Below are 24,641 nucleotides of genomic sequence, written 5' to 3'. Positions count from 1 at the left end.
GATTTAATGGAACGCATTTACTTAGATCATGCTGCGACATCTCCGACTCACCCAGAAGTGGTCGAAAAGATGATTCCATATATGACAGAAACATTTGGAAACCCGTCTAGTATTCACTTTTATGGGCGTCAAACGCGCCATGCGGTAGATGAGGCGAGACGTGTGTGTGCACGTAGCATTCACGCGAGTCCAAATGAAATTATATTCACGAGCGGTGGTACAGAAGCTGATAATTTAGCACTTATAGGTGTAGCGCGCGCGAATCGTCATAAAGGTAACCACATTATTACAACGCAAATTGAACATCATGCGATTTTGCATACGTGTGAATTGTTAGCGCGTGAAGGATTTGAAGTGACGTATTTACCTGTTGATGAAACAGGGCGTGTTCAAGTTTCTCACATACAAAAGGCACTAAGGGAAGAGACGATTCTTGTATCTATTATGTTCGGGAATAATGAAGTAGGGACAATGCAACCAATTGCGGAAATAGGAAATTTGCTAAAAGCGCATCAAACTTATTTCCACACAGATGCTGTACAAGCCTACGGTTTATTATCGATTGATGTGAAAGAATTTGGAATTGATTTATTATCAATTTCAGCTCACAAGATTAACGGACCAAAAGGTGTCGGGTTCCTATATGCTGGTGCAAATGTGAAGTTTGAACCGTTATTAATAGGCGGAGAGCAAGAAAGAAAACGTCGTGCTGGTACTGAAAATGTACCTAGTATTGCCGGACTTCAGCAAGCAATCTTGCTAGCGGAACAAACTCGTGAGCAAAAAAATGCCCAATATGAAGAGTTTAAAGATATAATGGTATCTGTCTTCAAAAATGAAGACATTACTTTCGAGGTAAACGGAAACTTGGAATATCGCTTACCCCATGTGTTGAATATAAGTTTTACAGGAATGAATATTGAACCGTTTCTTGTAAACTTAGACTTAGCTGGTATTGCAGTATCAAGTGGTTCTGCTTGTACAGCTGGTTCGATTGATCCATCACATGTATTAGTGGCGATGTTCGGAAAAGACTCCGATCAAATACGTTCATCCGTACGCTTTAGTTTTGGACTTGGAAATACGAAAGAGCAAATTGAAAAAGCGGCGTACGAAACAGTGAAAATCGTGAAGCGATTAACACAAAATTAGCATGGGAGGTGACATGATGAACAAACTACCTCACGAAACACGCGTTGTCATCGGGATGTCCGGTGGCGTCGATTCATCTGTAGCAGCTCTTTTATTAAAAGAGCAGGGTTATGATGTAATCGGAATTTTTATGAAAAACTGGGATGATACAGATGAGAATGGTGTCTGCACAGCAACAGAAGATTATAATGATGTAATTGAAGTGTGTAACCAAATCGGCATTCCGTATTATGCAGTAAACTTTGAAAAACAATACTGGGATAAAGTATTTACGTACTTTTTAGATGAGTACCGAGCTGGTCGTACACCAAACCCAGATGTAATGTGTAACAAAGAAATTAAATTTAAAGCATTTTTAGAGCATGCAATTGCACTTGGTGCTGATTATGTAGCAACAGGTCATTATGCACGCGTTGCTTATATGGACGGCGAATATAAAATGCTTCGCGGCGTTGATGACAATAAAGATCAAACATATTTCTTAAATCAATTAAGCCAAGAGCAATTATCAAAAACAATGTTCCCATTAGGTGAATTAAAGAAACCACAAATTCGCGAGATGGCGACAGAAGCTGGTTTAGCGACAGCGGCGAAGAAAGATAGTACTGGTATTTGCTTCATCGGTGAGCGTAACTTTAAAGATTTCTTAAGTAACTATTTACCAGCGCAACCAGGTGTGATGCAAACATTATCTGGTGAAGTGAAAGGGAAACATGATGGTTTAATGTACTATACAATTGGACAACGTCATGGTCTTGGTATTGGTGGTAATGGTGATCCATGGTTTGCTGTTGGAAAAAACTTGAAAGAAAACATTTTATATGTTGACCAAGGATTCCATAACGAACTTCTATATGGTGATGAAGTTATTGCTACGAATGTAGGCTGGGTAAGTAATAAAGCGAAGGAAAAAGAATTTACGTGTACAGCGAAATTCCGTTATCGTCAAGCAGACAATAAAGTAACGGTTCAAATCGTTGATGGAAATACAGTTCGTATTCTTTGTGATGAGCCAATTCGTGCGATTACGCCAGGCCAAGCAGTTGTTTTCTATGATGGAGATGAGTGCTTAGGCGGCGCTACAATTGATGAAGTATATCATAGTGGTAAGAAATTAGATTATTTAGGATAACACGAGAAGCCTCTGCCGATTAGCGGTTAGAGGTTTCTTTTACATAAAGAAAATTTTCGTTCGCTTGGAAAATACATTCTTTGTTATAATTTGTTGTAGAGGTGAAGGATATGTCAAACAAACTTGAAACAGGTATTAAATATATGCAAGAAGGAAACTGGGAAGAAGCAGCTAAAAATTTCACAGAAGCAATCGAAGAAAATCCGAAAGAAGCGCTTGGATACATTAACTTTGCGAATTTATTAGATGTATTAGGTGATAGTGAGCGAGCAATTTTATTTTATAAACGTGCAGTAGAATTAGATGATAAATCTGCGGCTGCTTATTATGGTTTAGGAAACGTATATTACGGTCAAGAGCAATTTGCAGAGGCGAAGGCTGTATTTGAACAAGCGATGCAAGCGGGATTACAATCAGCTGACGTAACATTTATGTTAGGTATCACACATGTGCAACTTGGAAATGATCGTCTTGCACTTCCATTTTTACAAAGAGCGACGGAATTAGATGAAGACGATGTAGAAGCTGTTTTCCAATGCGGACTTTGCTTCGCACGACTAGAACATATTCAAGAGGCAAAACCTTATTTTGAAAAGGTATTAGAAATGGATGAAGAGCATGCAGATGCGTATTATAATTTAGGTGTTGCGTACGTATTCGAGGAAAATAACGAGAAAGCTCTTACTTTATTTAAGAAAGCGACTGAAATAAGTCCAGACCACTTTTTAGCTGGTAATGGTGTTCGTTTATTAGAGCAAGAAGCTGAATAAAGTGAAATTATAGTTTAATGCGCAGTTACCCCTCATCTAAAGAGTATGAAAGAGGTGGGGGATGTACTGCTCATTAAAGTGAAAAGAACTCGGAAAGGAGAGGAAATATGGGAAATCAACATGCAATGGATTTGTTTGAGGAAGAAAAAAAATTTATAAAAGCGCAAGTTCTTCATACCATTTTCCACAACGAAGAAAACCTCTATTCCGTTGTCAGTATGAAAGTCATTGAAACGAATGAAACATACGACGAAAAAAAAGTAATGATAAACGGCCATTTTCCCCGTATGCATGAAGATGAAGTGTTTACATTAACAGGTCATTTTAAAGACCACCCAAAGTATGGGAAACAATATTTAGTGGAAACGTTTAAAAAAGAATTACCACAAACAAAAGCAGGTATGGTGCAATATTTAGCGAGCGATTTATTTAAAGGGATTGGAAAGCGTACAGCCGAAAAAATCGTTGATCATCTCGGTGAGCATGCGATTTCTAAAATTATGGATGATCCCGATACGTTAAATGGTGTTGTAAACAAGCAAAAAGCGCAGGAAATATATGAGACGATTATTGAGCATCAAGGGCTAGAGAAAGTGATGAGTTTTTTAAATGGCTACGGTTTTGGAACAAAACTTTCTATTAAAATTTATCAGCAATATAAAGAGATGACATTAGAAGTGATTCGTAATAATCCATATAAGCTTATTGAAGAAGTGGACGGAATTGGATTTGGAAGAGCAGATGATATAGGGCGTGCAATAGGAATAACGGGCAATCACGACGACCGTGTACGTGCGGGATGTTTTTATACATTAGAGAACGTTTCATTACAATTGGGTCACGTGTATATGGAAAAAGGACAACTTGTGAGAGAAACAATGTCACTTTTAAATAATCAAGAAGGCAGAGTGACTGAGGAAGATATTGTAGGCTGCGTTGAAATGATGCAAGGTGAAGGGAAAGTCATTATAGAAGAAGAGCGAGTGTATTTAGCTTCTTTATTCTATTCTGAGAAAGGCGTTGTAAAGTCAATTCGTCGTCTTATGAATCAAGAAGAAACTCCTTCATTCCCTGAAGCGGAAGTGTTAAAGACATTAGGGGAAATTGAAGAACAGTTGAAAGTGCAGTATGCGCCGCTTCAGCAAGAAGCAGTTCGAACTGCACTTCATAAGCCGATGATGTTATTAACAGGTGGACCAGGAACGGGGAAAACAACAGTTATTAAAGGGATTGTTGAAATGTATGCATCACTTCACGGAGTATCATTAAATCCAAATGAATATAGTGATGATAATCCATTTCCGATTTTATTAACGGCTCCAACTGGAAGAGCAGCGAAGCGAATGAGTGAATCGACGGGGCTTCCGGCGTGCACAATTCATCGTCTGCTCGGTTGGACGCCAGAAGGGTCTTTTCAGCGTAATGAAACCGATCCAGTACAAGGAAAGTTACTCATTATTGATGAGTTTTCAATGGTTGACATTTGGCTTGCAAATCAGCTATTCAAGTCACTTCCGACAAATATTCAAGTTATCGTTGTAGGTGATGAAGATCAGTTGCCATCTGTAGGACCTGGACAAGTGTTAAAAGACTTATTGAATGCAGGCGCGGTTCCAACGGTCAAGCTTACAGAAATTTATCGTCAAGCGGAAGGGTCATCTGTTATTCAACTTGCCCATGCGATAAAAGATGGTGCGCTTCCGCCAGATTTAGCCGAAAATAAAAAGGATCGTTCCTTTATTTCTTGTACAGGAGCTCAAATTGTTGAAGTTGTAAAAAAAGTATGTGAAAATGCCAAGACAAAAGGATTTAGTGCAAGAGATGTACAAGTATTAGCGCCGATGTACCGTGGGCCTGCCGGTATTAATGTGCTGAATGAAGCATTGCAAGAAGTGTTTAATCCGAAAAAAGAAAAGAGTAAAGAAATTGCTTACGGTGATGTTGTATACCGCAGAGGTGATAAAGTACTGCAACTCGTTAATCAGCCAGAGAGCCAAGTGTTTAATGGTGATATCGGAGAAATCGTTTCGGTGTTTTATGCGAAAGAAAACGTTGAGCAACAAGATATGATTATCGTTTCATTTGATGGGATTGAAGTAACGTATACAAAGCCAGATTTAAATCAAATTACACATGCATATTGCTGTTCGATTCATAAATCACAAGGTAGTGAATTTCCGATTGTTATTATGCCGATTGTAAAGAGCTACTACCGTATGTTACGTCGTAATTTAATTTACACGGGTATTACAAGGAGTAAGAAATTCCTTATTATTTGCGGGGAGGAAGCAGCTTTTCAATCCGGTGTAAATCGCCTTGATGATGCAATGCGTCAAACGACTTTAGCTGGTCGATTGCAAGAATCACAAGGAGAAGTGCAGATGGTGACGGTTAATGGTGAAGAAATGGACGTGGAAAACATTTCACCGTATGATTTCATGTAACAAGGTGAAATTATATAGTGAAACTTTCAAACGTATAACGTTGAAAGGCTCTAGCGATGTATAAATGAATGCAGTTTGGACATAATGGCGAATAGAATCTGGGAGACTGTAAGGAGATGAAAGCCATATGTTCAGTTGTCCAAATTGCAAAGGGAAAGACATCGGAAAAATAGGTGTCAACCAATTTTATTGCTGGAATTGTTATATCGAATTATCGGTTTCAAAGGGGAAAATCCATACACATCAAGTAGAGGAAGATGGTTCATTAAGCTCTCTTGATGATTTATTTGATGATAATGAAAGAACGATCGGATAACGAAAAGGGGGATTTACTTTGAATCTACGCAATTCATTAATCGCATTAGGTGTTGGAGCTGCAGCATATCAATATGCTCGCAAACAAGATGTATTCTCAAAACGCAATGTGAAAAAAGCACGTAAGATGATTAAGTCTTATTTATAAGGCGGAAAAAACTCCCTTCATGGTAAGGGAGTTTTTTTATGCGCTTGTATGCAAATATAAAAGTCCGATTTCAGAGAAGAGATAAGATAAACCGTAACATCCAACGCCAAGCATTCCATAATGCCATAAGTGCTTCGCTCTTTCTTTTCGTGAGGAACGAATAAAGAAGCCTTTCCAAATACCAAACCCGATACAAAGCCATTCAAGAAGCATAAAAAGTGCGGATAATGCAAGCATAAATAAGACCATTATGAGCCCTCCAGATTATATTTTGACATTTTGTATTTTCAGGGGTGGTTGTCCTTATTATGTTAAATATATGTACGTCTTTAAAAAACAGTATGGTCTGTATAAAAAGATTTTAAAACTTTTGCACATAACCTAACCTATTTATTTTCAAAATAAAGGTGGAGGAGGTTTTTCGTGTGAAGAATCTTAAAATCATTTGGATATATCGTTTAGGGTTATTGTTACTCGTTTTTCTTTGTTTGCTTGTCTTTTTAAAAATTAAGCCACTATGGGCACCGATTATTTTTGTATTTAAAGTGGCGATCACACCGTTTCTTATTGCTTGTTTTATTGCTTATTTATTGCACCCTTTAATTGAAAAAATTCATAAGGAAGGAATGCCACGCACACTTGCTATTTTGCTCATTTATATTCTTTTCTTTGGCGGAATTGGCTATGGAATTTATAAAGGAACGCCAGTTGTTATTAAACAGTTACAAGAAATTAATGAACAATTTCCGCAGTTTACAAAAATGTACGATTCTTGGATGGATGGAGTTACAGAACAAACAGCGAATTTCCCATCATTTATTCATGAAAAGGTAAAGCAAATTTTCGTTGGTGTAGAAATGAAGATACAAACGCTTTTAAATAAAGTTATGAGCACAGCCCGTGGTGTACTGGATTCATTGCTCATTATTTTCTTAATTCCGTTCATTGTATTTTACATATTAAAAGATTACGGTGAGTTTTATCATGTTTTTTGGAAACTAGTTCCGAGTAAGTGGCGTAGTACGGGTCAAATGCTTGCGAAAGAAATTGATAAGTCACTCGGAAGTTATATTCGAGGACAGTTATTTGTTTGCTTAGTATTAGGGGGGGTATCTGTTCTTTCTTTTTGGTTTATCGGTATGAAATATCCGTTATTACTCGGCATTATTATTGGGGTAACGGATATAATCCCGTACTTTGGTCCTATTTTAGGGGCGATTCCGACGTTGATGATTGCGGCAACGGTATCAACGAGTTTACTCATTAAGGCGGGGATTACGATTGTTATTTTACAATTTTTGGAAAGTAACATTTTATCGCCTTACATCGTTGGTAAGTCGCTTCGTATGCATCCCGTTATTATTATGCTTGCATTACTAGTTGGAGGAGAGATAGCCGGGATTGTAGGATTGCTAATATCGGTTCCAATTTTAGCAGTTATTCGTACAGTGGTCGTTCATGTGAGGCCTCTTTGGAAAAGAGAAGATATTTAATGTGAAAGCCCTCTATCTATAGAGATAGAGGGCTAATAATATGGTTATTTAGAGAGTTGTTCTTTTATTTGCTGAACAATCCCGCTCACATCATTTGTTTGAATATGTTTTATTCTTTTCCATTCAGTATCATACATAAATACAATTTGATTACTGAAAAGACGCTTCTGTTCTTTTAGATTAGAAATTTTTGCGAAAGAGTACTCTTCAAATATTAGATTCTTGCTAACATCTGGTCCATAAAAGAAGAGCCTTTTGTTTGTTAAGATTAACAGTTCTGGTCTTGAGACGGGATGATAAAGTGAAACTTTAATCAGTGGGGAGGGCCATCCCCCACTGATTATTAGTTGAACCAATCGGGCTTTTACGAGCAGTTGATCTCCCACCTAACTTCCTCGTATTGACTGGATTTTGAGGTGGGAGTCTTACTGCTCGTTAATGCGGGATATATAAATATATCTAATGAAAATGCTGCGTAAAACAATATAGTTTCGTCAGCCGTTAATATGTTTTTAGTTTTATTTAATAAGGTTGTCATTGTAATCGCTCCTTTATTATTAATAATTTAATTATGATAAAAAATGTAATATTCAGAAATTTTTATAAAGTGTTTTTTATGAGGAGATTCCTATTTAGTAATAAACGCATAATATATTGAAAGGCTGTTAAGAATGAATAGTAGAATAACTATGATTAATAAGTAATTGATACAATATAAATGATTATCTACATTGACAAACTTAAGAGAATTCTATTATATTTAGTCATATAATACATTAAATCAATGACGGAACAAGTATGTTACAGTCCATTTATAGAGAGAAGCTTCCACCTGGCTGAAAGAAGCTTTAAATGAAGGGTAACAGAAAGCTAATCCTGAGAGCAGCTAATCACTGCCGTCTTGCCACGTTACGGCACCATGAGGTGATGAATTGATTGTTATAATAATCAATTCATAATTAGGGTGGTATCGCGAGTTAACTCTCGTCCCTTTTATTAGGGGCGGGAGTTTTTTATATTTAAGGAGGAAAATACAATGAAACAACTAACAGGCGCACAAATTCGTCAAATGTTTTTAGACTTTTTCCAAGAAAAAGGACATGCAGTAGAACCAAGTGCATCACTAGTTCCTCATGAGGATCCATCTCTTCTATGGATTAATAGTGGTGTAGCGACATTAAAGAAATATTTTGATGGTCGTGTAATCCCACAAAATCCACGTATTACAAATGCACAAAAATCAATTCGTACAAACGATATTGAAAACGTTGGGAAAACGGCTCGTCACCATACATTCTTTGAAATGTTAGGGAACTTCTCAATCGGTGATTACTTCAAAGAAGAAGCAATTACTTGGGCTTGGGAATTTCTAACGAGCGACAAATGGATCGGATTCGATAAAGAATTACTGTCTGTTACAATTCATCCGGAAGATGAAGAAGCATTCACAATTTGGAATGAGAAAATGGGTGTTCCAAAAGAACGCATCATCCGTTTAGAAGAAAACTTCTGGGATATCGGTGAAGGACCAAGTGGACCGAATACAGAAATTTTCTATGACCGCGGTGAAGCTTACGGTAATGACTTTAGTGACCCAGAATTATATCCGGGCGGAGAAAACGAGCGTTACTTAGAAGTATGGAACCTTGTATTCTCTCAATTTAACCATAATCCAGACGGTTCATATACGCCGCTTCCTAAGAAAAACATCGATACAGGGATGGGTCTAGAGCGTATGACATCTATCGTTCAAGATGTACCTACGAACTTTGACACAGACCTATTCATGCCGATGATTGGCGCGACAGAATCAATTTCTGGTGAAAAGTATCGTAACGGTGACTTAGAAAAAGATATGGCATTTAAAGTAATTGCTGACCACATTCGTACAGTAACATTTGCGGTTGGTGATGGAGCACTTCCTTCTAACGAAGGCCGTGGTTATGTGTTACGTCGTTTATTACGCCGTGCTGTTCGTTATTCTAAGAAATTAAACATCAACCGTCCATTCATGTTTGAATTAGTACCGGTTGTTGGAGAAGTAATGAAAGACTTCTATCCAGAAGTACTTGAAAAGAAAGATTTCATCGCAAAAGTTGTGAAGAATGAAGAAGAGCGTTTCCATGAAACACTTCATGATGGTGAATCAATTTTAGCTGAAGTAATTGCAAAAGCGAAAGAAGAAAAAACAACTGTTATTTCTGGCGTAGATGCGTTCCGTCTATACGACACGTACGGTTTCCCAATTGAATTAACAGAAGAATATGCGGAAGAAGCTGGTATGACAGTTGATCAAGCGGGCTTTGAGAATGAAATGGAGAAACAACGTGAGCGTGCACGTGCTGCTCGTCAAGACGTTGATTCTATGCAAGTTCAAGGCGGTGTACTTGGTGAAGTTAAAGTAGCGAGCGAATTCGTTGGTTACGGTACAGTTGCAACAGAAAGTAACGTTGTTGCACTTGTAAAAAATGGTGAGTACACAGATAGCTTACAAGCAGGTGAAGAAGGACAATTAATGCTTGATGTAACGCCATTCTACGCTGAGAGCGGTGGGCAAATTGCAGACCGTGGTTATGTTCTTGCTGACGGCGTGAAAGTTGTTGTAAAAGACGTACAAAAAGCACCAAATGGTCAAAACTTACACAAAGTTGTTGTTGAAGAAGGTACGTTAACGAAAGAAGCGGCTGTAAAAGCTCTTATCGATACGAAAAACCGTAGTAGTGTTGTGAAAAACCATACAGCAACTCACTTACTGCACCAAGCATTAAAAGATGTACTTGGAACGCATGTTAACCAAGCGGGTTCTCTTGTAACATCTGAACGTTTACGTTTTGACTTCTCTCACTTCGGTCAAGTACAAGCTGACGAATTAGAAAAAATTGAGCGTATCGTAAACGAAAAAATTTGGGAAAGTATTGATGTTGCGATTTCTCAAAAAGCAATCGAAGAAGCGAAAGAAATGGGCGCAATGGCATTATTCGGTGAAAAATACGGTGATGTTGTACGCGTTGTACAAGTAGGCGATTACAGCTTAGAGCTTTGCGGTGGTTGTCACGTTGATAACACAGCTTCTATCGGTATTTTCAAAATCGTTGCTGAGTCTGGTATCGGTGCAGGAACTCGTCGTATTGAGGCGGTAACTGGTAAGTCTGCATACGAATTAATGAACGATCAAGTAGGTTTATTAAAAGAAGCAGCAGGAAAAATGAAAACAAATCCGAAAGATATTTTAACAAGAGTTGATGGTTTATTTGCTGAAGTAAAACAACTTCAAAAAGAAAACGAATCTCTTGCTGCGAAATTAAGCAATATCGAAGCTGGAAACTTAACTGATTCAGTAATGACAGTTGATGGCGTGAACGTATTAGCGGCGAAAGTAAATGTTGCAGATATGAACAACTTACGTACAATGATGGATGACCTTAAAAATAAATTAGAGTCTGCAGTTGTTGTATTAGCGTCTGTAAATGACGATAAGGTAAACATTTTAGCGGGCGTAACGAAAGATTTAATTAGTCAAGGTTACCATGCAGGTAAACTTGTGAAAGAAGTAGCTTCTCGTTGTGGAGGCGGCGGTGGTGGCCGTCCTGACATGGCTCAAGCAGGTGGTAAAAACCCAGCGCAAGTAGAGGAAGCTTTAGCATTTGTACAAGAGTACGTTAAATCTGTTTCAAAATAAAGAGATAGTAGTGTACAATGGTAGGGAGAGGAGAAGTTCTTCTCCTTATACTTACTACTTACAAGTGAGGTGCTTGAAATGGACGGTTTTGATAAGACAATGAAGTTTAGCATTCAAGATGAAAAACAGAGTGTCCATGTAAATGATGTACTTTTAACTGTGTATGATGCACTTCAAGAAAAAGGCTATAATCCGATTAACCAAATTGTCGGTTATTTATTAAGTGGAGACCCAGCATACATACCTCGCCATAAAGATGCACGAAGCGTCATTCGTAAGCTTGAACGTGATGAGTTAATCGAAGAGCTTGTGAAGTCTTACTTGAAACATCATCGTGAGGAGTAGTTTATGCGGATATTAGGTTTAGATGTTGGTACAAAAACAGTCGGTGCTGCAATGAGCGATGAAATGGGCTGGACAGCACAAGGGCTGGAAACAATCAGGATTAACGAAGAACGAGGCCACTTTGGTTTTGACCGTATTTCTGAGTTAGTAAAACAGTACAATGTGGACAAAATAGTAGTAGGTTTACCTAAAAATATGAATGGTACAATTGGCCCGCGTGGTGAAGCGTGCCAGCAATTTGCAGAAAACCTGCGAAATCTGTTACAATTAGAAGTTGTAATGTGGGACGAGCGTTTGTCGACAATGGCGGCGGAACGTCTGCTCATTTCAGCTGATGTAAGCCGTAAGAAGCGAAAGCAGGTAATCGATAAGATGGCTGCAGTCGTGATCTTACAAGGATTTTTAGATAGTAAATAAGAGGTGACCAAAATGGAAGAAAATCAAATTACAATTGTAGACGAAAAAGGAAACGAACATTTATGTGAAATTATTTTCACTTTTGATGCTGAAAAATTCGGCAAAAAATCTTACGTAGTCTTCTCTCCAATCGGTGAAGTAGACGAAGATGGAGACCAAATCTTCGATGCAATGGCATACGAGCAAAGTGAAGAAGAGGGCGGAACATTACTTTCAATTGAATCTGAAGAAGAGTGGGAAATGGTACAAGAAATGTTTAACACTCTTGCTGATGAGCAAGAAGAAGAATAGTAATGGATAAAAAGGCGAACTGTGTACACAGTTCGCCTTTTTTGTATTCATATGCAAAATGACAGATTTTTTGTCGAAACTACTTAATTGTTTATAGTATAATAAGACGGGTTGTATGAAAAAAGGCTTTAAATGAGTAGCTGTCACCAATTATTTAGAAATGATTGGTTTTGCTTTATGTTTGTAGGGCATTGTATAGAGGAAGTGTATATGGTCTACAATTGAATAAGGAGGAAGAATTTTGGTAGAGAATCAAGTGAAGAAGAAGCGTAGACGCATTTTTTTAATTTCGATTATCGCACTGCTTTTAGTTTGTGGATCAGTCTATGCGTATATTTCATCTGCATTAGGGCCAGTTGATAGTGGAAATAAAAAAGAGATTGAGGTAGAGATTCCAAAGGGGTCATCTACAAGTAAAATCGGTGAGATTTTAGAAGAAAAAGGTGCTGTGAAAAGCGGTACAGTTTTTAGTTTTTATACGAAATTTAAGTCAAAAAGCTTACAAGCAGGTACATATTTATTAAATCCTTCGATGAGTGCTAACGATGTCATTGAACAAATGTCATCTGGCAACGTACATCTTCCGGCTCTTTATAAAGTGACGATTAAAGAAGGGGCGCAAGTAACTGAAATTGCTGAAGTGATTGCGGCAGAATTAAAGTGGAATAAAGATGATGTTGTGCGTCAATTAAACGATAAAGCATTTATTCAAAAAATGCAGCAAAAGTATCCGAAGCTATTAACGGATAAAATTTTTGATAGCAACATTAAATATCCACTAGAAGGATACTTATATCCAGCAACGTATTCTTTCTATAAAAAGGATACAAAATTAGAAGAAATTGTAATCCCGATGCTTGAGAAAACAAATGCAATTATTGTTCAAAATGAGGCGAAAATGAAAGCGAAGAACTGGGATGTTCATCAACTTCTCACGTTGTCTTCACTTATTGAAGAAGAGGCCACTGGCTTTACTGATCGCCAGAAAATTTCTAGTGTTTTCTATAATCGTTTAGCGAAAGGTATGCCGCTTCAAACGGATCCGACGGTATTATACGCGCTTGGAAAACATAAACAACGTGTATTATACGAAGACTTGAAAGTAAACTCACCGTACAATACGTATGTTGTGAAAGGGTTGCCGGTTGGACCAATTGCAAACTCTGGTAAACATTCAGTGGAAGCAGCGTTAGATCCTGCGCAAACAGATTATTATTATTTCTTAGCTGCACCAAGTGGTGAAGTGTATTATGCGAAAACATTAGAAGAACATAATGCATTAAAGCAAAAATACATTACGAAAAAACAGTGAAATGGGGAGGGATAGCGAAAAAGGTCGCACATCCCTCTTTTTTGTGGTAAAATATATCGGGTTAAAAACTGGCAGAAGAATCGTTTTTAATATCAAAACGGGACGTACAAGCTAAGGGTGAAACTGGCTTGTATTTTTATTGCATTCTATGTGTGAAAAGACAAAGGTTGACGCGTCATAGAGGCACTTCTCCATGTAAATAAGGAGGACCAATTATGGAGGATGCAGTTAACGAGTACTTATTATCATTTATTGATCCAAAAGATAAATTAATTCTTGAAATGGAAGAGTATGCAACTGAAAACTATGTGCCGATTATGGATCGACTTGGAATGGAATTTATGCTGCAATTTTTACGTTTAATTGGACCGGAAAGTATTTTAGAACTTGGAACAGCAATCGGTTATTCTAGTATTCGTATGATGCAAGCTATTCCGAACTCTCGTATTGTGACAGTAGAGCGCAATCGTGAACGATATGAAAAGGCACTTGAATATATAGAATGTTCCTCGGTAACAGACCGTATTTCTGTTATTTACGGTGATGCTTTAGAAACGGGCGAACAAGTGAAAGAACATGGAACATTTGATGTTATTTTTATTGATGCAGCGAAAGGGCAGTATCGTCGCTTTTTTGACTTATACGAACCGTTATTAAATCCTGGTGGGGTTATTATTTCAGATAACGTTATGTACCATGGTCTTGTGACGACAAAAGAGAAAATTGAAAATAGACGTACGCGTGGTTTGATTCGTCGTATTAAGACGTACAATGAATGGCTTATGAACCATGAAGGATATGATACAACGATTTTCCCAATTGGCGATGGAGTGGCTGTAAGTAAAAAGAGAGGGTGACAAAAGTATGAAGAAACCTGAATTGTTAGTAACGCCTAGAGCGGTGGCGGATATTGAATCTCTTGTGAAAGCAGGGGCAGATGCAGTAATGGTTGGTGAACAAAAGTTTGGTTTACGTTTGGCAGGAGAGTTTTCACGTGAAGATGTGAAACGAGCTGTAAACATTGCACATGAAAATGGTGTGAAAGTATACGTTGCAATGAATGCGATGTTCCACAATGATAAAGTGGAAGAATTAACGGACTACGTTGCCTTTTTAAATGAGGTAAATGTAGATGCGATTGTTTTCGGAGATCCAGCGGTATTAATGGCTGTTCGTGAAGTTGCACCAAATATGCAACTGCACTGGAATACAGAAACGACAGCAACAAACTGGTTTACTTGTAACTATTGGGGGCAAAGAGGAGCGAAACGCGCTGTATTAGCTCGTGAGCTTAGCTTAGATGAAATTGCTGAATTAAAAGAAAATGCTGAAGTGGAACTTGAAGTACAAGTTCACGGTATGACTTGTATGTTCCAATCGAAGCGTTCACTAGTAGGAAACTACTTTGAGTATCAAGGGCGTAATCTCGACATCGAAAAGAAAAAGTATGAAGAGAATATGTTCTTATACGACCCAGAACGTAATAACAAATATCCAATTTATGAAGATGAAAATGGTACTCACATTATGAGTCCGAATGATATTTGTTTCATCGATGAGTTAGAGGAACTAATCGATGCTGAAGTCGATAGCTTAAAAATTGATGGTGTCCTAAAAAGTTCTGAATACATTATTGAGGTAACGAAGAAATATCGTAAGGCGATTGATTTATGTGTAGAAGATCGTGATGCGTATTATGACGTGAAAGATGATTTATTTAAAGAGATAGAAGAAATACAACCGGTAAATCGTCCGTTAGATACAGGATTCTTCTTTAAAGAAACGGTTTACTAAACGAGGAGGGTGTAGGAAATGACTGTACAAGAAATTTCACGAGTGATCGATGGCAAACGCGTTATTGTGAAAAAACCTGAACTGTTAATCCCTGCGGGTAACTTAGAAAAATTAAAAGTAGCTATCCATTATGGGGCAGATGCTGTATATTTAGGTGGACAAGAATTTGGTCTTCGTTCTAATGCAGGTAACTTTACGCTGGAAGACATGGCAGAAGGCGTTGAATTTGCAAAGAAATATGGAGCAAAAATATACGTAACAACAAATATTTTTGCGCATAATGAAAATATGGATGGGCTAGAGGAATATTTAAAAGGGATTGAAAAAGCCGGCGTAACGGGAATTATCGTTGCCGATCCGCTTATTATTGAGACATGTAAACGTGTAGCGCCTTCTGTTGAGGTGCATTTAAGTACACAACAATCACTATCCAACTGGAAAGCAGCACAGTATTGGAAAGAAGAAGGTTTACATCGTCTTGTATTAGCTCGTGAAGCAAGCTATGAAGAAATGAAAGAAATTAAAGAAAAAGTTGATATTGAAATTGAAGCATTCGTCCATGGTGCAATGTGTATCGCCTATTCAGGGAGATGTACATTAAGTAACCATATGACAGCGCGTGACTCTAACCGTGGTGGTTGTTGTCAATCTTGCCGCTGGGATTATGATTTAGTTCAAACGGTATCACAACATAAAGATGCAAAAGAGCTTCCTCTATTCCAAGAAGAAGATGCTCACTTTGCGATGAGCCCAAAAGATTTAAATTTAATCTTATCAATTCCGAAAATGATTGAAATTGGAATTGACAGCTTAAAAGTTGAAGGACGTATGAAATCTATCCATTACGTAGCGACTGTAGCAACTGTATATCGTAAAGTAATTGATGCGTATTGTGCGGATCCGGATAACTTTGAGTTTAAACAAGAATGGTTAGATGAGCTTGATAAATGTGCAAATCGTGATACAGCTCCTGCATTCTTTGAAGGGGTTCCAGGACATCAAGAGCAAATGTTTGGAAATCATAGTAAGAAAACAACGTATGATTTTGCTGGTTTAGTGTTAGATTATAATGAAGAAACGGGCATCGTAACGCTTGAGCAACGTAATCACTTCAAACCGGGACATGAAGTGGAGTTCTTTGGACCAGAAATAGAAAACTTTACGCAGACGGTGGATAAAATTTGGGATGAGGATGGAAACGAATTAGATGCAGCGAGACATCCGTTGCAAATCGTGAAATTCAAAGTGGATCAACCAGTGTATGTGAATAATATGATGCGCAAAAACATACTTCAATAAGAAAGAGTGGTAGTCGAATGGGGACGAATAAGCCTGTTGTAATTGGAATCGCTGGTGGTTCAGGATCAGGAAAAACAAGTGTAACGAAAGCGATTTTTGACCATTTTAAAGGTCATTCCATTTTAATCTTGGAGCAAGATTATTATTACAAAGATCAAAGCCATTTACCAATGGAAGAACGTTTAAAAACGAATTATGATCATCCGTTAGCGTTTGATAATGATTTGTTAATTGACCATTTGCAGCAGTTGCTTGCATATGAGCAAGTGGAAAAGCCTATATATGACTATACATTGCATACGCGTTCAGAAAAAATTATTCCAGTTGAGCCGAAAGATGTAATTATTTTAGAAGGAATTCTTATTTTAGAAGACCCACGTCTTTGTGAGCTAATGGATATTAAGTTATTCGTTGATACAGATGCAGACCTTCGTATTTTACGCCGCATGCAGCGCGATATTGAAGAGCGCGGTCGTACAATGGATTCAGTTATTGACCAATACGTAAACGTTGTACGACCAATGCATAATCAATTTATTGAGCCTTCTAAGAAATTCGCGGATATTATTATCCCTGAAGGTGGACAAAATCATGTTGCAATTGATATTATGGTTACAAAAATTGCAACAATTCTTGAACAAAAAGTAAATTTGTAATAGCATAGTAAAAGATATACGATAGGAAGGGATTTTTTCCCTTCTTATCGAATACAATGAAACATGAAACCTCACCTACCAATAGGTGAGGGCATATTTATATCAACTTTCCATACATACCTTCTTTATATAAGGAAGAATTGGAGAATAAGGGGTTGTATGTGACAACTCCACTAGTGCACGTGTGCTAGAAACCTCCGCTATATATAAGCGGAGGAGTTTTCATATGGAACTCCTCTTTTTTTTCGGAGGATTGGTATATAAAAGGAGTGGAAAACATGGCAACAGAAAAAACATACCCTATGACGCAAGAGGGTAAGCAAAAACTAGAGAACGAAGTTGAACAATTAAAAACAGTAAGACGTAAAGAAGTTGTAGAGCGTATTAAGATCGCACGTAGCTTCGGAGATCTTTCTGAGAACTCTGAGTATGATGCAGCGAAAGATGAGCAAGCATTCGTAGAAGGACGTATTACACAACTTGAAAATATGATCCGTAATGCGGTTATCATTGAAGACAATGGTGAAGAGTCTACAGTTGTAACATTAGGTAAAACAGTAACATTTAAAGAGTTACCAGGTGGAGACGAAGAAGCGTACATAATCGTAGGTAGCGCAGAAGCTGATCCATTTGAAGGAAGAATTTCTAACGATTCTCCAATCGCAAAAAGCTTATTAGGTAAGCAAATTGGTGAGAAGGTAGCAATCCAAACACCAGGTGGAGAAATGCAAGTAGAGATTATCTCCGTAAAATAACGTAAAAATCACTCGTGTAAAAACGAGTGATTTTTTATTTGTATAAAAGGTGAAACACCTCGTCTAAACTACAATAGACGAGGTGTTTTTTTATGAAAATGAAACGGAGAATTATAATTGTTTTAATTTGTTTTATGGCTGTGATTTTTTTATTACTTTGTCGTTTAATCCAAATACAGATTATAGATACGGAATCATTTACTGATCGAAATATCAATTTGATTGAAAAAAGTGTTACGCAACGAACACAATCACTTACAGTAGATAATGGAAGAGGGCATTTTACAGATCGAAATGGTAAGGAAATTGGTGAAGAGAAATATCCAGTCTTAATTGTTTTTCCATTTTTACAAATAAAAAATGACATGTTAGAGAAAATTGCGCATATCATTGGTGTGTCGAGACAAGAGATAAGACTGCAAATGAAAAATAAGAATGAAGCATTTATATTACGAAGGGGGAATATCCCATTTCAATTAACGCTCGAGCAGATGAAGAAGGTAAATCAATTAGATATTTTAGGTATTGTAGCAGCAGAAGTTCGACTGAAGCAAATGGGAGAGGCAAATCATTTAATTGGTGATGTGGGAGAGAATGAACAGGAATTTCAAAAGCGTTATGGAGAAATGAAAAAAACTTCGAAACAAACGCCAATTGGTATTTCTGGATTGCAACAATCATTTGATGAATTTTTACTGACTGATGGAGAAGCGAAAGTACTATATCAAGTGGATCGACAAGGAGAACCGATTTTTGGGAAACAGGCGAAATACACTTCACCAGGAAATCCATTTTATCCAGTTACTATTCAAACAACAATACATAAAACGTTGCAACGACGAGCAGAGAAGATTATAGATGAAAACGGAATAAAAAAAGGTGGGTTAGTATTACTAGACATAAAGAATAGTGAAGTTTTAGCAATGGTAAGTAGGCCTTCTTTACAGATGAATGATAGGAGGATATATAAAGCTACACTTGAAAATCAAATGTTAACTCCTCATTTTCCGGGGTCTGTTTTTAAAACAGTAGTTGCAGCAGCAGAAATTGATGAGAATTTGGTGCGGTTTAATCGTAAATTTAACTGTAATACGGATTTATACGGTGAAAATCTTCCACAAGTTATGATGGGGTCATTAAACTTTAAGGAAAGCTTTGCTAGAAGCTGTAATCGAACGTTTGCCGTATTAGGTGATGAACTAATGCAAAAGGATAGGGAAGTATTAGAAACGTATTTAGAGGCCTTAGGAGCAAGTAAGAAGGTAGGGTGGAAAGGTTCGGTATTTCATACACCGGAATTTGAGCAATTGCCAGAAGAAAAGAGTGCTATTATTTGGGGGAGCGAAGAAAATAAAGATAGTAGAAAAGCGATTGCTCAAACGATGGTCGGACAAAAAGATGTACGTGTGTCACCTCTAGCTATAGCGAATATGATGGCGACAATTGCTAGAGGTGGAGAGAAGATGGAAGTGAAAGCTGTGAAAAAAATAGTGTATAAAAATGGAACCGACTTTTTTACATTTGAAAATCATAAATTAAATGGGAAACAGCTTTCTTATGAAACGATGAAAAAATTACAACAGTTGTTAAGAGGTGTTGTAACGATGGAGAAAGGAACGGGAACCGCATTCCGTTCGTTGCCACTAACTGTCGCTGGAAAATCTGGGACGGCACAAACAGGAAAAGGAGAGAAGGTGAATCGCTGGTTTGCAGGTTATTTTCCATATGAAAACCCAAGATATGCTTTAGTTGTAGTTGATATAGAAACAGATAACGTAAATGTAGTTACACCAGCTTTTGCAGAAATGGTAGAAGCAATTCATCAATTAGAAATTGAAAAGTAATCTTGCAATTATTTATGAAATGTTTTCATTTCGTGAAAATATTATTGTAAATGTTCAACCTTTCTAGATTTAATGTTACAATAGCAAGTATGAAAAACTGCATGGAGGTTTGAAGAATGGCAGGAGGATCTAGATTTCAACAGAAACAACAAAAACGTCGTCAAAACGGTGTTTTAAATATTGCGATTGCTATTGTATTAGTAGCAGTAGCTATTGTAGCATATCAATTGTTTGTTCCTGACACAAAAGAGCAAGCGTCTTCTAGTGATAATAAAAAAGTAGCTCAGCAAACAACAAAAGAAAATAAAGCTGAGAAAGCTAAAGGTAAAGAAGAGACGAAGAAGAACGAACAAGAGAAGGCAGAGGCTAAGAAGAAGGAAGAAGAAGAGAAGCAAAAGGCTGAAGAAGAAAAGAAAAAGGCTGAAGAAGAAGCAAAAGCAAAAGCTAATGAGAAAGTATCAGCTGAAAAAACACAGCCAAAGGCAACAGATGCTTATACGAAACCTTCTTGGAAGCCAGTAGGTACAGAACAAGGTGCATCACCTGCGATGACGTTTAAAAAAGGTTCAGCAGATTGGAATGAAATGAATCAAGCGATTTCCACTGCAATTGACGTTCCAGTAGAGCAATTAGTTATTCATAGAATCGGAAATAACGGTAAGAATAAAGCGTACGGTAATGTCCAAGATAAGCAATCAGGTAAACAATATTATGTAAATATTGATTGGGTAGACAATGAGGGCTGGAAACCAGTACTTGTTCAAACTCTAAACTAAAAAAGAGAGGCTCTTAAGAGCCTCTCTTTTTTAGTTAGCGTAATTTCTTTAATTTAAAATGAACAACCGCACTATAATAAGGTCTTTTGCTTTCAGGATCCATAACCATTTGATGTGAGATGTGATGTACTTCGAGCATAAGTGCTTTATTATTATCAATTTGCTCGCTAATTTTTTTTTCTAAAGAAGCTAAGTCCGCCGCTTCAAAAAACTCTACTTTATCTTCTAACATTTCAAAGGTAAATGACACGAAGACGACCCCTCTCCTATGTAATTACCTATAGTGTAACAAAGAAAAGAAGGAAATACTACGTACATTTCAATTGACATTTTTAGAAAGAGGGAATATCATACTGATAAAACCGATAAGAAAAAGGGGAATTTTTATGGGTACAGAATTTAATGGTCTATTTGATGAGTGGGCTCATACGTACGACTCATTTGTACAAGGCGAAGATATACAATATAAAGAAGTTTTCGCCCATTATGAGGACATTTTAGAGGATGTAGTTAACAAATCATTTGGTAACGTATTAGAATTTGGTGTAGGTACTGGCAATTTAACAAATAAATTATTACTTGCTGGTCGCACAGTTTACGGTATAGAACCGTCACGCGAAATGCGTACTATTGCAGAAGAGAAATTACCAAAAGAGTTTTCAATTACAGAGGGTGATTTTCTTTCATTTGAAGTCCCAAATTCAATCGATACTATTGTGAGCACTTACGCATTTCATCATTTAACAGATGAAGAAAAAGACGTAGCAATTGCGAAGTATAGTCAATTGCTAAACAAAGGTGGTAAAATAGTGTTTGCTGATACGATATTTGCAGATCAAGATGCATATGATAAAACTGTCGAAGTAGCAAGACAAAGAGGTTTTCATCAGTTAGCAAACGATTTGCAAACAGAATACTATACACGTATTCCTATCATGCAATCTATTTTTGAAAACAATGGCTTCTATGTAACGTTTACGAGATTAAATCATTTCGTTTGGGTAATGGAGGCAACTAAGCAATAGAAAGAGGGATTAGATTGAGAATTGCTGTAATTGGAGCAATGGAAGAAGAAGTACGTATTTTACGTGACAAACTAGAACAAGCAGAAACAGAAACTGTTGCAGGTTCTGAATTTACGAAAGGGCTATTGGCAGGACATGAAGTAATCTTGCTAAAGTCTGGTATTGGTAAAGTAAATGCAGCGATGTCAACGACAATTTTATTAGAAAGATATAAACCTGAAAAAGTAATCAACACTGGTTCAGCTGGTGGATTCCACCATTCTTTAAATGTTGGAGATGTGGTTATTTCAACAGAAGTTCGTCACCATGACGTAGATGTAACAGCATTTAACTACGAATATGGTCAAGTGCCAGGAATGCCACCTGGATTTAAAGCTGATGAGGCATTAGTTGCATTAGCTGAGAAATGTATGCAGGCGGAAGAAAATATTCAAGTTGTAAAAGGTATGATTGCAACAGGTGATTCATTTATGAGTGATCCGAACCGTGTTGCAGCAATTCGTGATAAATTTGAAGATCTTTATGCAGTAGAAATGGAAGCAGCAGCTGTTGCGCAAGTATGCCACCAATATGAAGTTCCATTTGTTATTATTCGTGCACTTTCTGATATTGCTGGTAAAGAATCAAATGTTTCATTTGATCAATTTTTAGATCAAGCAGCTCTTCATTCTACAAACTTTATCGTAAAAGTACTAGAAGAGTTAAAGTAATGTAACAAAAAGGCAACTGTCTCATATAAAGAAAATACATACAGTTGCCTTTTCTTTATTGGCAAATAAGGGGGAGAACACGATGAATGTATATCGTGGAGTTCATGAGTTGATTGGCCATACACCAATCGTAGAAATTACTCGTTTTTCACTTCCGAAAGGAGTCCGTTTATTTGCAAAGCTTGAATTTTACAACCCAGGCGGAAGCGTTAAGGATCGTTTAGGAAGAGAATTAATCGAAGATGCGTTAGAAAAAGGGCTTGTTGCAGAGGGCGGAACAATCATTGAACCGACGGCTGGAAATACCGGCATTGGACTGGCACTTGCAGCGTTAGAACATGATTTACGCGTCATTGTTTGTGTACCAGAGAAATTTAGTATCGAAAAACAAGAATTAATGAAAGCACTAGGTGCCAAGGTCGTGCATACACCGACTGAGCAAGGAATGACCGGCGCAATTGCAAAGGCAAAAGAATTAGTAAAGGAAATACCAAATTCATACTCTCCAAGTCAGTTTGCTAATGAAGCAAACCCTCGTGCTTATTTCAAAACACTAGGTCCTGAACTTTGGGACGCACTGAATGGAGAGATTAACATATTTGTTGCGGGTGCAGGAACTGGCGGGACGTTTATGGGAACTGCGTCTTATTTAAAAGAAAAAAATATTGATATTAAAACGGTTATTGTAGAACCAGAAGGATCCATTTTAAATGGCGGCAAAGCTGGTTCACATGAAACAGAAGGTATTGGTCTTGAATTCATTCCACCATTTTTAAAAACATCTTATTTTGATGAAATTCATACGATTTCTGATCGAAATGCATTTTTACGTGTAAAAGAATTGGCGCAAAAGGAAGGTCTTCTCGTTGGAAGCTCTTCAGGAGCGGCATTCCATGCAAGCTTGCTTGAGGCTGAGAAAGCAAAACCAGACACAAATATTGTAACGATTTTTCCAGATAGTAGTGAGCGTTATTTAAGTAAAGATATATACAAAGGATGGGAATAAAAAATGAGAGCAAAGACAAAGTTAATTCATGGTATTCGCATAGGAGAACCTTCAACTGGATCTGTAAACGTGCCGATATATCAAACGAGTACGTACAAACAAGAAGCAGTTGGTAAGCACCAAGGATATGAATATTCTAGAACTGGTAATCCAACTCGTTCAGCTTTAGAAGAAATGATTGCAGTGTTAGAAAATGGTCATGCAGGATTTGCATTTGGTTCAGGGATGGCAGCTATTACAGCAACTATTATGCTATTCTCAAAAGGAGATCACGTCATTTTAACAGATGATGTTTACGGTGGAACGTATCGTATTATCACGAAAGTATTAAATCGTTTCGGTATTGAGCATACTTTTGTAGACACAACAAACTTGGAGGAAGTTGTAGAAGCAATTCGTCCAAATACGAAAGCGATTTATGTGGAAACACCAACGAATCCATTACTGAAAATTACTGATATTAAGAAAATATCCACTCTTGCTAAAGAAAACGATTTATTAACAATTATTGATAACACATTCATGACGCCATATTGGCAGTCGCCAATTTCCTTAGGAGCAGACATTGTACTTCATAGTGCAACGAAATATTTAGGTGGGCATAGTGATGTAGTTGCAGGCCTAGTAGTTGTAAATAGTCTGCAACTAGCAGAAGACCTTCATTTCGTACAAAACTCAACAGGAGGTATTCTTGGACCACAAGATAGCTTCTTACTACTTCGCGGTTTAAAAACATTAGGAATTCGTATGGAAGAGCATGAAATAAATTCACGCGCAATTGCTGAGTTTTTAAATAACCATCCGAAAGTAAATAAAGTATATTATCCAGGTCTTGAATCACATCAAAATCACGAATTAGCAACAGAACAGGCGAATGGATTTGGTGCAATCATCTCATTCGATGTAGATAGTGAGGAAACATTAAATAGAGTACTTGAGAAGTTACAATACTTCACACTTGCTGAAAGCTTAGGAGCAGTAGAAAGTTTAATTTCTATTCCATCACAAATGACACATGCGTCTATTCCGGCTGATCGCCGTAAAGAATTAGGGATTACAGATACACTAATTCGTATTTCTGTCGGTATTGAAGATGGTGAAGATTTGATTGAAGATTTAGCACAAGCGTTAGCATAATGAGAAAGTACTGCTTATAGAGCAGTGCTTTTTAAAAGGTTTTTTGTGAAAAGTTTCACAAAATGGACATACACAAATAAAATGATTTCATGTATAGTGAAGTCATGAAATATTACTCACGAACAATCTTGTGAAAAGTTT

General features: G+C 37.3%; 25 protein-coding genes, 1 pseudogene and 1 other annotated feature. Of the genes and pseudogenes, 23 read left to right on the top strand and 3 right to left on the bottom strand.

Going from position 1 to position 24,641, the window contains the following annotated elements:
* Window positions 1–6 precede the first annotated feature (6 nt).
* From MR071_RS02960 to MR071_RS02935, 6 genes are all read left to right on the top strand, one after another.
* Window positions 7–1,152 carry a cysteine desulfurase family protein gene (locus MR071_RS02960; protein WP_105584406.1) on the top strand — a complete coding sequence of 382 codons (1,146 nt, stop codon included), beginning with the start codon at window positions 7–9 and terminating at the stop codon, window positions 1,150–1,152.
* A gap of 16 nt (window positions 1,153–1,168) precedes the next feature.
* On the top strand, window positions 1,169–2,284 hold the full coding sequence (gene mnmA, locus MR071_RS02955; protein WP_105584407.1) for a tRNA 2-thiouridine(34) synthase MnmA: 1,116 nt from the start codon (window positions 1,169–1,171) through the stop codon (window positions 2,282–2,284).
* A 110-nt stretch (window positions 2,285–2,394) separates the two neighbouring features.
* Window positions 2,395–3,054, top strand: coding sequence for a tetratricopeptide repeat protein (locus MR071_RS02950; RefSeq protein ID WP_105584408.1), 660 nt, complete (start codon window positions 2,395–2,397; stop codon window positions 3,052–3,054).
* A gap of 107 nt (window positions 3,055–3,161) precedes the next feature.
* Complete coding sequence (gene recD2 / locus MR071_RS02945) at window positions 3,162–5,498, top strand: SF1B family DNA helicase RecD2 (RefSeq protein ID WP_242234812.1); 2,337 nt, start codon at window positions 3,162–3,164, stop codon at window positions 5,496–5,498.
* Between the two features lie 127 nt (window positions 5,499–5,625).
* On the top strand, window positions 5,626–5,814 hold the full coding sequence (locus MR071_RS02940; RefSeq protein WP_002015288.1) for a hypothetical protein: 189 nt from the start codon (window positions 5,626–5,628) through the stop codon (window positions 5,812–5,814).
* Window positions 5,815–5,832: 18 nt separating this feature from the next.
* A complete protein-coding gene (locus MR071_RS02935) occupies window positions 5,833–5,961 on the top strand; it encodes a YrzQ family protein (protein ID WP_002015286.1) in 129 nt (42 codons plus the stop codon).
* 36 nt (window positions 5,962–5,997) lie between these two features.
* On the opposite strand, the gene MR071_RS02930 is transcribed toward MR071_RS02935, so the two are convergent.
* Complete coding sequence (locus tag MR071_RS02930; RefSeq protein WP_105584410.1) at window positions 5,998–6,210, bottom strand: hypothetical protein; 213 nt, start codon at window positions 6,208–6,210, stop codon at window positions 5,998–6,000.
* Between the two features lie 176 nt (window positions 6,211–6,386).
* Here MR071_RS02930 and MR071_RS02925 point away from each other — a divergent pair, with 176 nt between their 5' ends.
* Window positions 6,387–7,454: an AI-2E family transporter gene (locus MR071_RS02925; RefSeq protein WP_105584411.1), complete on the top strand. Its 1,068-nt coding sequence runs from the start codon at window positions 6,387–6,389 to the stop codon at window positions 7,452–7,454.
* Window positions 7,455–7,498: 44 nt separating this feature from the next.
* Here MR071_RS02925 and MR071_RS25730 read toward each other — a convergent pair.
* Window positions 7,499–7,992, bottom strand: a pseudogene (locus tag MR071_RS25730) (PH domain-containing protein).
* Window positions 7,993–8,229: 237 nt separating this feature from the next.
* Window positions 8,230–8,449: a binding site (T-box leader), on the top strand.
* A 41-nt stretch (window positions 8,450–8,490) separates the two neighbouring features.
* Between MR071_RS25730 and alaS the strand changes: the two are divergent.
* The 12 genes from alaS to MR071_RS02860 all read left to right on the top strand — a co-directional run bounded on the left by alaS (window position 8,491) and on the right by MR071_RS02860 (window position 20,622).
* Window positions 8,491–11,133 (top strand): alanine--tRNA ligase, encoded by a 2,643-nt coding sequence (gene alaS, locus MR071_RS02915; protein WP_242234811.1) that lies wholly within the window; start codon window positions 8,491–8,493, stop codon window positions 11,131–11,133.
* Window positions 11,134–11,211: 78 nt separating this feature from the next.
* On the top strand, window positions 11,212–11,478 hold the full coding sequence (locus MR071_RS02910) for an IreB family regulatory phosphoprotein (protein ID WP_105584413.1): 267 nt from the start codon (window positions 11,212–11,214) through the stop codon (window positions 11,476–11,478).
* A gap of 3 nt (window positions 11,479–11,481) precedes the next feature.
* Window positions 11,482–11,895, top strand: a complete 414-nt coding sequence (gene ruvX, locus MR071_RS02905) for a Holliday junction resolvase RuvX (protein WP_105584414.1) — start codon at window positions 11,482–11,484, stop codon at window positions 11,893–11,895.
* 12 nt (window positions 11,896–11,907) lie between these two features.
* Window positions 11,908–12,186 (top strand): DUF1292 domain-containing protein, encoded by a 279-nt coding sequence (locus MR071_RS02900; RefSeq protein ID WP_002034112.1) that lies wholly within the window; start codon window positions 11,908–11,910, stop codon window positions 12,184–12,186.
* Window positions 12,187–12,427: 241 nt separating this feature from the next.
* A complete protein-coding gene (mltG, locus tag MR071_RS02895) occupies window positions 12,428–13,498 on the top strand; it encodes an endolytic transglycosylase MltG (protein WP_105584415.1) in 1,071 nt (356 codons plus the stop codon).
* Between the two features lie 215 nt (window positions 13,499–13,713).
* Complete coding sequence (locus MR071_RS02890; protein WP_105584416.1) at window positions 13,714–14,355, top strand: O-methyltransferase; 642 nt, start codon at window positions 13,714–13,716, stop codon at window positions 14,353–14,355.
* A 7-nt stretch (window positions 14,356–14,362) separates the two neighbouring features.
* Window positions 14,363–15,292, top strand: coding sequence for a peptidase U32 family protein (locus MR071_RS02885; RefSeq protein ID WP_105584417.1), 930 nt, complete (start codon window positions 14,363–14,365; stop codon window positions 15,290–15,292).
* An 18-nt stretch (window positions 15,293–15,310) separates the two neighbouring features.
* Window positions 15,311–16,591 carry a peptidase U32 family protein gene (locus MR071_RS02880; RefSeq protein WP_242234809.1) on the top strand — a complete coding sequence of 427 codons (1,281 nt, stop codon included), beginning with the start codon at window positions 15,311–15,313 and terminating at the stop codon, window positions 16,589–16,591.
* Between the two features lie 17 nt (window positions 16,592–16,608).
* Window positions 16,609–17,247 carry a uridine kinase gene (gene udk, locus MR071_RS02875; RefSeq protein WP_105584418.1) on the top strand — a complete coding sequence of 213 codons (639 nt, stop codon included), beginning with the start codon at window positions 16,609–16,611 and terminating at the stop codon, window positions 17,245–17,247.
* Window positions 17,248–17,525: 278 nt separating this feature from the next.
* Window positions 17,526–18,002, top strand: a complete 477-nt coding sequence (gene greA, locus MR071_RS02870) for a transcription elongation factor GreA (protein ID WP_105584419.1) — start codon at window positions 17,526–17,528, stop codon at window positions 18,000–18,002.
* 92 nt (window positions 18,003–18,094) lie between these two features.
* Entirely contained in the window at window positions 18,095–19,846 is a 1,752-nt protein-coding gene (locus tag MR071_RS02865) for a peptidoglycan D,D-transpeptidase FtsI family protein (RefSeq protein ID WP_242234807.1), read from the top strand.
* Between the two features lie 116 nt (window positions 19,847–19,962).
* Entirely contained in the window at window positions 19,963–20,622 is a 660-nt protein-coding gene (locus MR071_RS02860) for a YrrS family protein (RefSeq protein ID WP_105584421.1), read from the top strand.
* A gap of 34 nt (window positions 20,623–20,656) precedes the next feature.
* On the opposite strand, the gene MR071_RS02855 is transcribed toward MR071_RS02860, so the two are convergent.
* Window positions 20,657–20,872, bottom strand: coding sequence for a YrzA family protein (locus MR071_RS02855; RefSeq protein ID WP_016106207.1), 216 nt, complete (start codon window positions 20,870–20,872; stop codon window positions 20,657–20,659).
* A 136-nt stretch (window positions 20,873–21,008) separates the two neighbouring features.
* Between MR071_RS02855 and MR071_RS02850 the strand changes: the two genes are divergently transcribed.
* From MR071_RS02850 to MR071_RS02835, 4 genes are all read left to right on the top strand, one after another.
* Window positions 21,009–21,647 carry a class I SAM-dependent DNA methyltransferase gene (locus MR071_RS02850; protein ID WP_105584422.1) on the top strand — a complete coding sequence of 213 codons (639 nt, stop codon included), beginning with the start codon at window positions 21,009–21,011 and terminating at the stop codon, window positions 21,645–21,647.
* Window positions 21,648–21,661: 14 nt separating this feature from the next.
* Window positions 21,662–22,357: a 5'-methylthioadenosine/S-adenosylhomocysteine nucleosidase gene (gene mtnN, locus MR071_RS02845; protein ID WP_105584423.1), complete on the top strand. Its 696-nt coding sequence runs from the start codon at window positions 21,662–21,664 to the stop codon at window positions 22,355–22,357.
* An 82-nt stretch (window positions 22,358–22,439) separates the two neighbouring features.
* Window positions 22,440–23,363: an O-acetylserine dependent cystathionine beta-synthase gene (locus MR071_RS02840; RefSeq protein ID WP_105584424.1), complete on the top strand. Its 924-nt coding sequence runs from the start codon at window positions 22,440–22,442 to the stop codon at window positions 23,361–23,363.
* Window positions 23,364–23,366: 3 nt separating this feature from the next.
* On the top strand, window positions 23,367–24,500 hold the full coding sequence (locus tag MR071_RS02835; protein ID WP_105584425.1) for a bifunctional cystathionine gamma-lyase/homocysteine desulfhydrase: 1,134 nt from the start codon (window positions 23,367–23,369) through the stop codon (window positions 24,498–24,500).
* Window positions 24,501–24,641 lie beyond the last annotated feature (141 nt).

Origin of the sequence: Bacillus cereus group sp. BfR-BA-01316 (genome assembly GCF_022664195.1) — a bacterium.
GTDB lineage: Bacteria > Bacillota > Bacilli > Bacillales > Bacillaceae_G > Bacillus_A.
This window is presented reverse-complemented; position numbering and strand designations above follow the sequence as displayed.

Coding starts and splice junctions, on each gene's coding strand:
- MR071_RS02960 (WP_105584406.1), top strand. CDS start 7: ATGGAACGCATTTACTTAGATCATGCTGCGACATCTCCGACTCACCCA.
- MR071_RS02860 (WP_105584421.1), top strand. CDS start 19,963: ATGGCAGGAGGATCTAGATTTCAACAGAAACAACAAAAACGTCGTCAA.
- udk (WP_105584418.1), top strand. CDS start 16,609: ATGGGGACGAATAAGCCTGTTGTAATTGGAATCGCTGGTGGTTCAGGA.
- MR071_RS02910 (WP_105584413.1), top strand. CDS start 11,212: ATGGACGGTTTTGATAAGACAATGAAGTTTAGCATTCAAGATGAAAAA.
- MR071_RS02940 (WP_002015288.1), top strand. CDS start 5,626: ATGTTCAGTTGTCCAAATTGCAAAGGGAAAGACATCGGAAAAATAGGT.
- ruvX (WP_105584414.1), top strand. CDS start 11,482: ATGCGGATATTAGGTTTAGATGTTGGTACAAAAACAGTCGGTGCTGCA.
- MR071_RS02840 (WP_105584424.1), top strand. CDS start 22,440: ATGAATGTATATCGTGGAGTTCATGAGTTGATTGGCCATACACCAATC.
- alaS (WP_242234811.1), top strand. CDS start 8,491: ATGAAACAACTAACAGGCGCACAAATTCGTCAAATGTTTTTAGACTTT.
- greA (WP_105584419.1), top strand. CDS start 17,526: ATGGCAACAGAAAAAACATACCCTATGACGCAAGAGGGTAAGCAAAAA.
- MR071_RS02890 (WP_105584416.1), top strand. CDS start 13,714: ATGGAGGATGCAGTTAACGAGTACTTATTATCATTTATTGATCCAAAA.
- MR071_RS02880 (WP_242234809.1), top strand. CDS start 15,311: ATGACTGTACAAGAAATTTCACGAGTGATCGATGGCAAACGCGTTATT.
- MR071_RS02850 (WP_105584422.1), top strand. CDS start 21,009: ATGGGTACAGAATTTAATGGTCTATTTGATGAGTGGGCTCATACGTAC.
- MR071_RS02930 (WP_105584410.1), bottom strand. CDS start 6,210: ATGGTCTTATTTATGCTTGCATTATCCGCACTTTTTATGCTTCTTGAA.
- MR071_RS02950 (WP_105584408.1), top strand. CDS start 2,395: ATGTCAAACAAACTTGAAACAGGTATTAAATATATGCAAGAAGGAAAC.
- MR071_RS02835 (WP_105584425.1), top strand. CDS start 23,367: ATGAGAGCAAAGACAAAGTTAATTCATGGTATTCGCATAGGAGAACCT.
- MR071_RS02900 (WP_002034112.1), top strand. CDS start 11,908: ATGGAAGAAAATCAAATTACAATTGTAGACGAAAAAGGAAACGAACAT.
- mnmA (WP_105584407.1), top strand. CDS start 1,169: ATGAACAAACTACCTCACGAAACACGCGTTGTCATCGGGATGTCCGGT.
- MR071_RS02885 (WP_105584417.1), top strand. CDS start 14,363: ATGAAGAAACCTGAATTGTTAGTAACGCCTAGAGCGGTGGCGGATATT.
- MR071_RS02865 (WP_242234807.1), top strand. CDS start 18,095: ATGAAAATGAAACGGAGAATTATAATTGTTTTAATTTGTTTTATGGCT.
- recD2 (WP_242234812.1), top strand. CDS start 3,162: ATGGGAAATCAACATGCAATGGATTTGTTTGAGGAAGAAAAAAAATTT.